Annotated in this window: 13 protein-coding genes; 5 read left to right on the top strand and 8 right to left on the bottom strand. The window is 66.7% G+C overall.

Annotation, left to right across the window (positions count from 1 at the left end; all coding sequences use genetic code 11):
• Positions 1–22 precede the first annotated feature (22 nt).
• Positions 23–358: a thiamine-binding protein gene (locus tag G9E11_RS15740; RefSeq protein WP_190607399.1), complete on the bottom strand. Its 336-nt coding sequence runs from the start codon at positions 356–358 to the stop codon at positions 23–25.
• Positions 359–470: 112 nt separating this feature from the next.
• Between G9E11_RS15740 and G9E11_RS15745 the strand changes: the two genes are divergently transcribed.
• Both G9E11_RS15745 and G9E11_RS15750 read left to right on the top strand, forming a co-directional pair.
• Entirely contained in the window at positions 471–1,091 is a 621-nt protein-coding gene (locus G9E11_RS15745) for a TetR/AcrR family transcriptional regulator (RefSeq protein WP_190607401.1), read from the top strand.
• 191 nt (positions 1,092–1,282) lie between these two features.
• Complete coding sequence (locus G9E11_RS15750) at positions 1,283–1,507, top strand: hypothetical protein (RefSeq protein WP_190607404.1); 225 nt, start codon at positions 1,283–1,285, stop codon at positions 1,505–1,507.
• 83 nt (positions 1,508–1,590) lie between these two features.
• On the opposite strand, the gene G9E11_RS15755 is transcribed toward G9E11_RS15750, so the two are convergent.
• The 4 genes from G9E11_RS15755 to G9E11_RS15770 all read right to left on the bottom strand — a co-directional run bounded on the left by G9E11_RS15755 (position 1,591) and on the right by G9E11_RS15770 (position 4,404).
• Complete coding sequence (locus G9E11_RS15755) at positions 1,591–2,259, bottom strand: SIS domain-containing protein (protein ID WP_190607406.1); 669 nt, start codon at positions 2,257–2,259, stop codon at positions 1,591–1,593.
• 91 nt (positions 2,260–2,350) lie between these two features.
• On the bottom strand, positions 2,351–2,662 hold the full coding sequence (locus G9E11_RS15760; protein WP_190607408.1) for an AzlD domain-containing protein: 312 nt from the start codon (positions 2,660–2,662) through the stop codon (positions 2,351–2,353).
• A complete protein-coding gene (locus G9E11_RS15765; protein ID WP_190607410.1) occupies positions 2,659–3,462 on the bottom strand; it encodes an AzlC family ABC transporter permease in 804 nt (267 codons plus the stop codon). The genes G9E11_RS15760 and G9E11_RS15765 overlap by 4 nt, the downstream gene beginning before the upstream one ends.
• Before the next feature lie 12 nt (positions 3,463–3,474).
• Positions 3,475–4,404 carry a glycerophosphodiester phosphodiesterase gene (locus tag G9E11_RS15770; protein WP_190607412.1) on the bottom strand — a complete coding sequence of 310 codons (930 nt, stop codon included), beginning with the start codon at positions 4,402–4,404 and terminating at the stop codon, positions 3,475–3,477.
• A gap of 50 nt (positions 4,405–4,454) precedes the next feature.
• Here G9E11_RS15770 and G9E11_RS15775 point away from each other — a divergent pair, with 50 nt between their 5' ends.
• Positions 4,455–5,816, top strand: coding sequence for a DUF445 domain-containing protein (locus G9E11_RS15775; protein WP_190607414.1), 1,362 nt, complete (start codon positions 4,455–4,457; stop codon positions 5,814–5,816).
• 187 nt (positions 5,817–6,003) lie between these two features.
• On the top strand, positions 6,004–8,199 hold the full coding sequence (locus G9E11_RS15780; protein ID WP_190607416.1) for a M1 family metallopeptidase: 2,196 nt from the start codon (positions 6,004–6,006) through the stop codon (positions 8,197–8,199).
• 15 nt (positions 8,200–8,214) lie between these two features.
• On the opposite strand, the gene G9E11_RS15785 is transcribed toward G9E11_RS15780, so the two are convergent.
• From G9E11_RS15785 to G9E11_RS15795, 3 genes are all read right to left on the bottom strand, one after another.
• Entirely contained in the window at positions 8,215–8,964 is a 750-nt protein-coding gene (locus G9E11_RS15785; RefSeq protein WP_102972882.1) for a LamB/YcsF family protein, read from the bottom strand.
• Positions 8,948–9,784, bottom strand: coding sequence for a hypothetical protein (locus tag G9E11_RS15790; protein ID WP_190608344.1), 837 nt, complete (start codon positions 9,782–9,784; stop codon positions 8,948–8,950). Before G9E11_RS15790 ends, G9E11_RS15785 begins: the two co-directional genes overlap by 17 nt.
• Before the next feature lie 111 nt (positions 9,785–9,895).
• Complete coding sequence (locus tag G9E11_RS15795) at positions 9,896–10,486, bottom strand: hypothetical protein (RefSeq protein WP_190607418.1); 591 nt, start codon at positions 10,484–10,486, stop codon at positions 9,896–9,898.
• A 61-nt stretch (positions 10,487–10,547) separates the two neighbouring features.
• Between G9E11_RS15795 and G9E11_RS15800 the strand changes: the two genes are divergently transcribed.
• Complete coding sequence (locus tag G9E11_RS15800; RefSeq protein ID WP_190607421.1) at positions 10,548–11,879, top strand: MFS transporter; 1,332 nt, start codon at positions 10,548–10,550, stop codon at positions 11,877–11,879.
• Positions 11,880–11,882 lie beyond the last annotated feature (3 nt).

The raw sequence follows: 11,882 nt of genomic DNA on the forward strand, positions 1-11,882 counted from the left end.
CCGCGGCCAATCGTCATGGCCGTCAGTCGCCCTGGATCAGGGCACCCTCCAGGCGTTCCACCTTCGCGGTGAGCTCACCGGAATAGCCGGGCCGGATGTCGGCCTTGATCACCAGGGACACCCTGCTGCCGAATTTCCCCACGGCCTCGGTGGCGCGCCTGACTACGTCGAACACCTCGTCCCATTCACCCTCGACAGTGGTGAACATGGAGTCCGTCTTATTGGGCAGCCCCGATTCCCGGACAACCTTGACGGCGGCAGCCACGGCGTCATGCACGGAGGCGTCCCCGGCACCCGCCGCGGCGTAGGCGGGGTCAGCGGGAATTCCGGAAGGGGCGACTGAAAATGCAAGCAACATGCGTCCAGTCTGCCATGGCGGAATCTGCCGTCCGGAGCGTGTGCTGTGTCATATTCGGAGCTACCAACGGGTAACGGAGTCAGGCTGACACTGCGTTGCTAACCTTGATTTCATGAACCTCGCAGTAGAGCGCAAGCCCCTTCGTGCTGACGCTGCACGCAATGTGGACAAGATCATTAATGCCGCCCGCGAGTGTTTCCGGCAGTACGGCCCCGATGTTCCGCTGCAGACCATTGCTGCCACCGCGGGAGTGGGTCCGGCGACGCTGTTCCGGAATTTCTCAGACAAGGAGCAGTTGGTTTTGGCTGCCCTCAACCGCCAACTGAGGCTCAACGTGGACCCGGTCATCGACGTCGCCCTTGCGGGCACCGATGCGGCTGAGGGCCTGTTCCGGGTCATCGACGCCGTGATGACCGCGGCCAGTGACAACGCCAACCTGCTCGGCGCCGTCGCCGGGCGGCGGGATTTGCTCACCGGCATTACCGGAAGCCTGATTGAGTCTGTTGGCGTGCTCCTTGGCCGCGGCCAGGACCAGGGCACCCTGAGGGTGGACATCTCACTGACAGACATGGTGCGGCTGCTGGCAATGCTGATCGGAGTAGTCGACACCATGGAACCCGGATCCGACGCCTGGCGCCGGCCGGCCGCCCTTGTCGAGGACGCCATCCGCGCGGAACGTCCCACCAGGCCGCTGCCTCCGCAGGTGCCGCTCCCGGCGTCGCAGTTCGAGTAACCGGCAGGTTCGGGCACGCGGGGAGTACCGGAAGGATCTGGCCGGAAGAAGAACCGTCATATTCCGTACACCGGGCCAGCACAGTAAGCTATGCACACCGGTGGGTTAGGAAGTCAGCCTCGGGCATCTTCATATACGGAGCACACCATGTCATTCCTTGCATGTGGTCAACTCAGGCCTGCAGTGTCATCATGAACCGCTCACAGCTCGCACACTTCATGAACCACTCAACGGATCCTGAAACAACTCTGATGGCTGCCACCACGGACGAACTCGGCATCCTCGTGGACGCGCTCTACCGCAACCTCGATACGCCGACTCCCGTCTACGGCGCACAGGACTGGTATGATCTCGCCACCGAAGAGCTCGCCAGGCGGTCCGTGCCTGCTTCCCCGGACGCCCGCGGAGTTGCCTAAGCCCAGACCCGTTACCTGAGCCCACCCCTGCTGAAGGGGCCCTACCGGGCGCTTATGTCCCGGCGCTCACCCGGGCTTCGGGATCAGCGGCGCGGCTCAGGCCGGGCGGACAGCGCGTGCAGGGCGGCAGCCAGGCATTCGCTCATCGCCTGCAGGGCGATCAGTTGCGCTTCCCGCACCTGGGGCTTGGGTGCGTTGATGCAAATTGCTTCATCGGCGGCCTGGGCCAGCGGGTTCGGGGCCGCGCCCGTGACAGCCCAGACGGTGGCTCCGGCGGCCCGCGCCGCCGCCGTGGCCTCCAGCAGTGCATGCCGGTGCCCGCTGGCCGAGACCGCCAGGAGAACGTCGTCGGAACGGATGTGGGCCCGCACCTGGCTGGCAACCTCTTCCGCGTGCCCTTGTGCAATCTCGACGGCACTGACGGATGCAGCCCCTGCTGCCGCCGCACCCGGGCGCAGGGCGATCACGGAAAACGGCTGGCGTTCACTGGCATGGCGCCCCAGCAGTTCCGCGGTGAATTGCTGCACCTCGGCCGCCGAACCGGCACTTCCGGCCGTGACCAGACGGTTCCCGGAAACCAGGCGGCGGGCAAGTTCCTCGCCCCAGCCGGCCAGCCGCGAGGATTCGTTCCGCAGGCAGGCCACTGCGGGCCCCACCTGCCGCAGGTGCTCGAGGACGACGTCCACCGGCGCTTTCACTTCGAACGGCGCGTCCGTGGCACGGGTGCGGGACAGTCTGCTGACGGCCTTCATATTCACAACTCCTCTACCTTTAGAGCATACAACGACTGTGACGCGCATCACTCAGAACAGTTGTGGCTGCCTGCAGGGAGTCCCCGGCGTTTCAGTTCCAGCCGGCCAGCCGGAGCAATGCAGCGGCTCCGGCCCCCGCCAGCACAACAACCAGGAAGGGCGCCCGCAGGAACAGGGCCGCAGCGGCGGCGGCCAGGGCGCCCAGGCGGGCATCGAGCACCAGGGCCTGCCCGGTAGCCAGGGTGTTGACGATCGCCAGGGACGCCAGCAACCCGATGGTCATGGTTCCTGCGATCCGGGACATCCTGGGGTTCTGCAGCAGGCTGGCCGGCACAAGGTAACCCACCAGCTTCCACGCGTAGGCGAAGAGGCAGGCCAGCAGCAACCACACCCACAGACTCATTTGGCACCTCCGGCGTTGGTCCCATTGATGCCGTTGCCGGCGCTGGTGCCGTTGCCAGGGTGATGGCCGGGATGGCGCTCCGTGTAGGGGTCGATGTCCGGTTCAAGCCCTTCGTCCTTGCGGCCGTGGCTGAGCCAGCCGATAACGGCGGCCACCACCGCGGCAATCAGGATGGGGACGCCCGCCGGGACGAACGGCACAGCCAGCACGGTTGCCAGTGCGCAGACAACGGCGATCGCCACCGGTTCCCTGCCCTTCAGCCGCGGCCACAGCAGGCCGAGGAACGCCGCGACGGCTGCGCCGTCAAGCCCCCACTGCTTCGGATCTCCCAGCGCGCTTCCGGCCAGGGCACCCACCGCGGTGAAGAGGTTCCAAAGTACGAAGATCCCGATGCCCGCGGCCCAGAAGCCCCTTTGCTGCTCGGCAGGATCCGTCTGCCCGGTGCTTGTGGCCGTGGACTCGTCGATAGTCAACTGGGCGGCCGCGTACCGGCGCCACCCCCGCGGCCGGAGCAACACGTTGAGCTGCATGCCGTAGATGCCGTTGCGCATTCCCAGCAGGGTGGCTGCTCCCATAGCCGCCAGCCCCGAGCCGCCGCCGGCGACCACCCCGATGAACGCAAACTGGGAGCCGCCGCTAAAAAGCAGGAAGCTCAGTGCCATCGTCTGCCAGAAGTCCAGGCCCGAGGTCACGGAGAGCGCACCAAAGGACACCCCGTACAGGCCAGTGGCGATGCTGATGGACAGGCCAACACGGACCGCAGGAGAACGCAGGAGTTTCGGGGGCCAGGCGATGGGCATGCCACCACTCAATCACAGCGGTGGCTGTGCTCGAGTCGCGCCCGAGCTTGCTGCCAGGGCTGGCTGCTGGAGCTGGGCCAGCACCTGCGCCGGCCGGTTGCTGGTGATCTCCTGGATGCCCAGCCCCCGGCACAGCGCCACGTCAGCCTCGGCGTCCACCGTCCAGACCCGGAAGCGGCGGCCGGCATCCCGCCAGCGCCGCACGGTGTCCGGATGCCGGCGCACGTAGTCGATGCCCGGCCCGGCCATGCCCGCTTCGCCACCGTCGAGGATCCGCTCCCCCTCCAGCTGTGCGGCCTTCATCACGTTGGCCACTGCGCTGCCCGTGAAAGGCCCGAGGCCAAGTTCCTCGCGGATTCCGGTGACGTTCACGTCGTCCACGAGCTGGCAGATGAACTCCGCGGGCACGGCCTTGCGCAGGTGCCTGACCGAGTCGGGGCTGAAGCTCATGAAGGTGACGCGGATGTTGTCCAGCATGGATGTCCCTGCCTCCCATCCCTCTGCCCTCAGCAGCTGCAGCACCCTGTCCTCCAGCTTCAGCTGGTAGGGGCTGGGATGCTTCAGCTCGATGGCCAGCCCGACGTCCCGCTCGGCAGCCCGGAGCAGGTCCAGCAGGTCCAGCAGGGTAAGGAACTGTTCCGACCTGGGCCCGTAAGCCTCAGGGATCCGCACGCCCTTCCAGGCCGAAAAATCCAGCAGCCGCAGCTGGTCCACGGTCCGTTCAGCCACAGGACCGGTGCCGTCCGAGGTCCGGTCCAGGTTGGAATCATGCAGCAGGACAACGTGCTGATCGCGGGTGAGGTGCACATCGCACTCCACACCGTCCGCGCCGTCGGCGAGCGCCCGGAGATACGCCGCCCTGGTGTGCTCGGCGAAATCCGCGCTGGAACCCCGGTGGGCGTAGACCAGGGGACGGGTTGGGGCTGACTCGTCGGCTGTCATGGTCACACGTTAGCGGACCGCGGCCGCCAAAGCGGGGCTAGGCTTGGCACATGCAGGTGAACTCTGAGCCAACCACCCAGCTGGCGTCTCCCCCGGGGGAGGCCACCCGTGATCGTCCGGAAGAGGACGGGCGCGCCCCGGCGCGTTCCGCCGTCGTACGGCAGCTCACAGCGGGCGACGCCGAAAAGGCGGCGGCACTCCGGAAGATGAAACTGGTGGCGTTGTGCCTCCTCATTGCCATGGCTGTGGTGTTCGTCGCCGCGTTCGCGCTGCAAAAGCAGTACCCGTGGTTGCAGTACGTCCGGGCCGCGGCGGAAGGCGGCATGGTGGGCGCCCTGGCCGACTGGTTCGCAGTGACGGCCCTGTTCCGCTATCCCATGGGGCTGAAAATCCCGCATACCGCCATCATTCCGCGCCGCAAGGACCAGATCGGCGCGTCCCTTGGCGAGTTCGTGGAGACCAACTTCCTCTCCGAACAGGTGGTCCAGGACAAGCTGGCCAGCATCAACATCTCCGGCAAGGTGGGCAGCTGGCTGTCAGGGCCGGGCGGCGCCGAGCGGGTGGCCAAGGAGGGCGCGGCGGTCATCCGGGGAACGTTCAAAGTGCTGAACGACGACGACGTCCAGGCCGTCATCGAGGGAATGGTCCGCAAGCACCTCCTGGCTCCGCCCTGGGGACCGCCGGTGGGACGCATGGCGGAGCGGATTTTCGCCGACGGGCACCACCACAAGCTGGTGGACCTCCTCGTGGACCGGGCAGCGGACTGGGTGGCAGCCAACCACCAGATGGTCAGCCGGCTCGTCACGGAGCGCTCCCCGCAGTGGGTGCCCAGCTTCGTGGACGGCCTTGTGGGCGACAAGGTCTACATCGAGCTGCTGAAATTCACCCGGGCGGTCCAGGATGACCAGCAGCACCAGGTCCGGCTGTCCATCGACAAGTACCTGACGGACCTGGCCCAGGATCTGCAGCACGATCCGGCAATGATCGCCCGGGCAGAGGGCATCAAGGCGCAGGTGCTCGGCGACCCGGAGGTCCGGGAACTGGCGTCCCGGACCTGGGCGACCATCAAGGGCGCACTGCTTTCCGCCGTCGACGATCCGGACAGCGAGCTGACAGTGAAGTTCAAGGCGGCCGTCCGCGATTTCGGCACCCGTCTGGTCAACGATGAAGAGCTGGCAGGCAAGGTCAACGCCTGGATCGGCGATGCGGCCGGCTATTTGGTCCGCACCTATCGGTCAGACATTGCCGGGGTGATCACGGATACCGTAGCCCGCTGGGATGCCGAGGAAACGTCGCAGAAGATCGAACTCCAGGTGGGCAAGGACCTGCAGTTCATCCGGATTAACGGCACAGTGGTGGGCTCGCTCGCAGGGCTCGCCATCTTCACGGTGGCCCACCTGACGTTCGGCTGACGGGCTGCGCCCGAGTACCCATCCGCCGGGTGCACCAAAAGGCTCTTGACAGGGCTGATCTCCCCGGGCCACCTTAGGTGTCAATCGCGCCGCCGGGTCTCCTGCCCGTCCCGTCCGTTCGGCCCACCTGATGGAGCCTACGGATCCGGCACCGCGGCGATTGTTGGGGATATTCGGATGAGGCGCCATGAGCCTGTTAACTGCCCGTCGTTTCCGCTCCGCCCTTTTCCCTTGGGCCCTCGCCCTCACCGTCCTCCTCCCGTCGCAACTTGCCCTGCCTGCGCCTGCCGGTGCGGTAACTGGCGGCATGACGTCGGTCATTGCAGATACCGGCGACACGGGCTTTGGACCGGGTGCGCCTGGGTTGGGTGATCCGTACTATCCGCGGGACGGCAACGGCGGCTACGACGTCGAGCATTACCTGCTGGAGCTCAGCTACGACCCGGCCAGCGGGCTCCTCGCAGGCTCCGCCACCATACGCGCCCGTGCCACCCAGAACCTCTCGTCGTTCAACCTGGACCTGGAGGGGCTGACTGTCCGCGGAATCCAGGTCAACCACAGGAGCGCCGCCTTCAGCCGCAGCGGTGCGGAGCTCACAGTGACTCCCCAGAGGGGAATCAGGGACGGCCGGGAGTTCGAGGCGGTGGTGCACTACGACGGCGTACCGCAACCGACCATTGACCAGTTCGGAGTTTCGGGATTCCTTCGGACCGACGACGGCTCCCTGGTGATCGGCCAGCCACACGTGGCGGCCACCTGGTTCCCCGCCAATGACCATCCGTTGGACAAGGCGTCCTTCACGTTCAAAATCACCGTTCCGGACGGCCTGGAGGTGGTAGCCAACGGCGTGCTGCGCGACGAGGAGTCCGAGGATGGCAAAGCGACGTGGACCTGGCAGGCGGCAGAACCCATGGCCACCTACCTGGCCACCGCGAGCGTCGGCGAGTTCCAACTGCACCACTACAAGAAGGACCGGATCAGGTACGTTGATGCCATAGATCCCGACCTCTTCAAGCCGGTGGTGACGGTCAAAACGGGGCGAAACTTCGCCTGGTCCCACAGCAGCCTGAACTCCTACACGCGCCTGATGAGGACCATCAGTGTCCCGACGACCGGCGCCACACTCTCGTTCGGGCTCCAACGGGATATAGAACCGCAGTTCGACTTCGCCTTCGTGGAAGCACGGCTGACTGGCGCCGCAAGCTGGACCACGCTGCGGGACGGCAACGGACACACCACGGACAGCCCGGGAATTGCATGTCCCGACCGGCTGGTGCTCCACCCGTTCCTGAAGCACTATCTGACCGACAAGGGCGACGGGACGTGCACATCATCCGGCAGTACGGGGCAGTGGTGGGCCGCTACCGGGCCAAGCTCCGGCTGGGAACAGTGGGCGTTCGATCTGGGCCGCTTCGCCGGGAAGAGCGTGGACGTAGCCATCACCTACATGAGTGATAACGTCGTGCCGTTCGACGGCGTGTTCGTTGACGACATCACAGTCTCAACGGGAGATGGCACCACATCCTTTGAGGATGACGGGAACAAATTGGATGGATGGGCTGCTGCGGCGCCGCCCCTGGGAAGCCCGCCCAACACCGTCCGGTGGACAGCCGGCGCGGACAGTCCTCCGCCGCTGGGGGAGCGTGTCGAGGCGTCCTTCAAGAGGCAGCCCGAGATCATCGACTTCCTGTCCGTATACTTCGGCCGGTATCCCTTCAGCGCGTCCGGCGGAGTTGTGGATGACCTGAGTGGCCTTGGCTTCGCGTTGGAGAACCAGACCCGGCCCATCTACGCCAAGAACTTCTTCAAGGACCGGCAGGGAGGTGACTCAGTGGTAGTCCATGAACTGGCGCACCAGTGGGTGGGCGATGACATGGCGGTCAAAGGCTGGCAGGACATCTGGCTGAATGAGGGATTTGCGAGCTACACCGAGTGGCTCTGGAGTGAACACGAGGGCCGGGAAACCCCCCAGCAACTGTTTGCCTTCTACGCGGCCGCGATCCCAGCCGCGGCACCGTTCTGGGCCGTGAAGATCGGCGATCCCGGCACGGCGGCACTGTTCGACCCCCCGGTGTACGTCCGCGGCGCGATGACCCTTCAGGCGCTGCGCGTCCTCGTGGGCGATGACGTGTTTTTCAACATCCTCCGCGAGTGGACGCATGCCCATGCCGGCGGCAATGTCTCCAGCGCAGACTTTATTGACCTGGCACAGGAGCTGTCCGGCCAGGACCTGGGGAGCTTCTTCAACGCCTGGCTCTTCACCCCCGCCAAGCCGGCCGGGCTGGTGCCCGCTCTGCGCAGCGTTGTGCCACCGGCCCTGGATCCGCCGGTAACAGCACGGCTCCTCGAGCGGCGGATCGAAGCACGCCGGGAAGAGCGGTAATTCACGGGCGCGCCCTTAGGCGAACGGCGCCAGTTCGACCCCGTTTTCCTCAAGACCTGCCCGGACGGCGGCAGCCATTTCCACGGCGCCGGGGGTGTCGCCATGGATGCACAGCGAATCAGGGTCGACCCGGACCACGGTCCCGTCCACCGCCACTACCTCGCCCTTGAGCGCCAGGCGAACTGCCCGCTCAACGATCGGGCCGACGTCGTGCAGCACTGCACCTTCCTGCGAGCGCGGCACCAGTGTGCCGTCCGGCAGGTAAGCGCGGTCCACAAACGCCTCCCGAAAAACAGGATGCCCCGCGTCCTGGGCCTGCTTCAGCAGCTCGGACCCCGGAAGCCCCAGTATCGGCAGGCCGGGATCGTAGGCCTGGATGGCTGCCACCAGCGCGGCGGCCTGCTCGGCGTCGTGGAATGCCCGGTTGTAAAGGGCGCCGTGCGGCTTGACGTAGTCCACCGTGGCGCCCACCGCGTGCGCAACCCCGTCCAGTGCACCGAGCTGGTACAGGACGTCACCGAACAGCTCGTCGAAGGACATGTCCAGGGAGCGGCGTCCAAAGCCGGCGAGGTCACGGTAGCCGACGTGGGCGCCGACCGTGACGTCCAGTTCATAGGCGGCGCGGCAGCTGTCCAGCATCGTCACGGGGTCCCCGGCATGGAAGCCGCAAGCCACGTTGGCACTCGTGATGAGCTCGAACATGGCCGCGTCATCACCCATGGTCCAGGAGCCGAAGGACTCCCCGAGGTCAGCGTTCAAATCCACCGGTGCCACCTTCCGTCGTGCCAGATTCCGTTTTGCCGGATTCCAACGAGGGGCCTGCCGCTTCCGCAGGCTTGAGCTCCCCCGGCACAGTGTCCGGCATCGGCCCAAAGGCCTCTTTTGCGTTCGCCACGACGGTGCGGCCCATCATGAGGTTTCCCGCGCCCCCCACCACCGCTCCGATGCCGAACGGCAGCGCACGTCCGAACAGGGCGGTTCCCTGCCTCCTGAGCAGGTTCCGCAGAAAGGCCTTCTGGATGCGCTCGCGGATGAAACCGGCCCCGGACTGCGACATCCTGCCCGCCAGCACGTTTCCCCAGGCCTGGCTGGCACCCTTGCCCCGGCCCATGGCCTGGCCGCTGAGCGAACCAAGCAGCGCGGTCCCCTCCTCGCCGAGCATCACGGCCATCACCAGGGTACTGGCCTTCTCCGGGTCGGTCATCCGGATCCCGTGAAGTTCGGCCAGCGAGGTGGCGTAGAGGGCTGTCGCCTCGAGGAAGCCAACCGTTGCGGCGGCGGAGAGGCCCAGCGACGCCACAGTGCCGACTCCGGGAACGACGGCGGTGGCCCCCACCAGCGCTCCCCCGCCGGTCACTGCCCGGAGATAGTCGCGCTCAAGGATGTCCGCGAGCTGGGCGGCGGATGCCCGCGGGTTGCGGCGCTGGAGCCGGCGGATGTACGCGACCACCAGCGGGCGCTGGATCTCCACGGCCCGCAGTAGCACGTTGTGAACGCCGGGCTTGGGATTGCCGTGAGCGTCGAACACGGCGTTGTGGGCTGTTTCCTGCGCGATTCTCATCGCGGGGTTACGTCGCGTGGCCATCATCACCTCTACCTCGGAACAACCGGCAGCGGATGCCGCCGTCTAGCCTTAACACTAGGCCACTGACCAACATACCAAGCATGCTGATCACCCTGCCGCTGAACCAGGCCGTCACATCGCCCAGGACTCAGCCACCGCCATGTACGCAGAGGAGGAGGGCCCGCGCGGGCCGGGGTAGACAGTGGGGGCGCCGGGCCATTCGACGCCGAACTCGGAGAGTTTTCCCGTGCTGCACGGATGGTAGATGTTGCTCATCGAGGCGCTGGAGGACCCCAGCTGGAAGTCAGGCGCGGAGAACTGACGCCGGTCCAGCACTCCGGAGATTTCGAGGGCGGCCCGCCGCCCGGTCGCCCGGAACCCGCGTTCAAGGTCCAGTTCGACGTCGAACTCGTCCTGGGTGTGGCTGACCTCGGCGAGCGGAAATCGCGCGGCTTCCGGAAAGAAGCGCGTCAGTTCGGTGGCGAGGGACGAGGCGAAGAATTCGTTGGAGCCGTAGCTGCGCCAGCCCTGGAGCGTGGCCACCATGAGGACCGCCCCGGTTCCCCACCGGGACCAGTCAGCCACCCAGAACGAAGCAAAGCAGCTGGCAGGTTCGCCTGCAATATGGACGCCTTTCCGGTCCACCGGATGCAGGGCAAGGCCAAAGTTTGCGCCGATCAGCGCCACATTGCGCCGCCCCGGCCTGGCCGGTGTGTTCCCCATGGCTCGAGCCTATCCCGCCGGGCACGTTCCACCCGGCAGAGGCTCGGCCTAAGATTGCCGCGTGCCTCTCCCCCGCGCGCTCCGACCCTTTTCCCACCGCGAATACCGCGTGCTGATCGGCGCCTTGGCCGTGTCCATCTTTGGCTCGGGCATGTGGGCTGTGGCCATGGTCTATCAGGTCATCCACATCGGAGGCGGTCCGCTTGAACTGTCCCTCGTGGCCGCCGCAGGCAGCGTGGGGCTCGTGGCGTTCGTTCTTGCCGGCGGCATCGCAGCGGACCGCGTTCCTCAGCGGCTGCTGATCATCGCCGTCGAGGGAACCAATCTTGCCGTGATCGCAACCGTCAGCGGGCTGGCGATGGCAGGCTGGCTTCAGCTCTGGCACCTGGTGGCCGGCGCCTTCATCCTTGGTGTGGGGGCCGCGTTCTTCTTCCCGGCCTACTCCGCGATTCTGCCGCGGATCCTGCCGCCGGAGGACCTGCTGGCGGCCAACGGCATGGAAGGGACGCTGCGTCCCACGCTTCAGCAGGCGGCTGGTCCTGCCGTGGCAGGCGTCGTCGTTGCCGCACTGTCGCCGTCGCACGCCGTGACCGGCGTGGCGGTGTGCCACCTGCTGGCGTTCGTCATCCTGAACTTCCTCGGCCAGCACGCCCTGCAGGCCCCCGGGAACGGTTCGGAGCATGCGCATGCGGGGGCCCCGGGGGACGGCTCCGCCAAGGCACCAGCCAAGGCCTCTTTCTTCTCCGACCTCCGCGAGGGCGTAAGCTACACGGTCCGGACGCCGTGGCTCCTCTGGACCCTGCTCTGGGCCTGCATTTCGGTGCTGTTCCTGATCGGGCCAATTGAAGTGCTCCTGCCCTTCGTGATCCGGGACCAGTTGGGCGGCGACAGCCGCATGTTCGGTTTTCTGTTGGCCGTCATGGGAGTGGGCAGCGCCGTGGCCTCGCTGGTCACGGCGTCGGTCCGGCTCCCGCGCCGCTACCTGACCGTCATGATGGTGTGCTGGGGGGCGGGCACCTTGCCGCTGGCGGCGGTGGGGCTCATGGATAGCTTCTGGCTGCTGGCGCTGGCGCTTTTCATTTTCGGCGCAACCGGCAGTGTGGGCATGGTCATCTGGGGAACACTGCTGCAGCGGCGCGTGCCGCCGCACCTGCTGGGGCGGGTTTCCAGCCTGGACTTCTTTGTGTCCCTGGCGCTGATGCCGGTGTCCATGGCGCTGGCCGGTCCCGCCGCCTCCGTGCTCCCGATCTGGCTCATCTTCCTGGTGGCGGGCGGGGTGTGCCCGGTCATGGCGGTGGTGGCCCTGCTGGTGGCCCGGATGTCAACGGATGAAATCGCCCATCCGCTCGACCGTCTGGTCCCCCTGCCCACCGAAGCCGAGGCCACCACCTAGCCC

This window comes from Arthrobacter ipis, from assembly GCF_014694315.1.
Classification (GTDB): Bacteria; Actinomycetota; Actinomycetes; order Actinomycetales; family Micrococcaceae; genus Arthrobacter; species Arthrobacter ipis.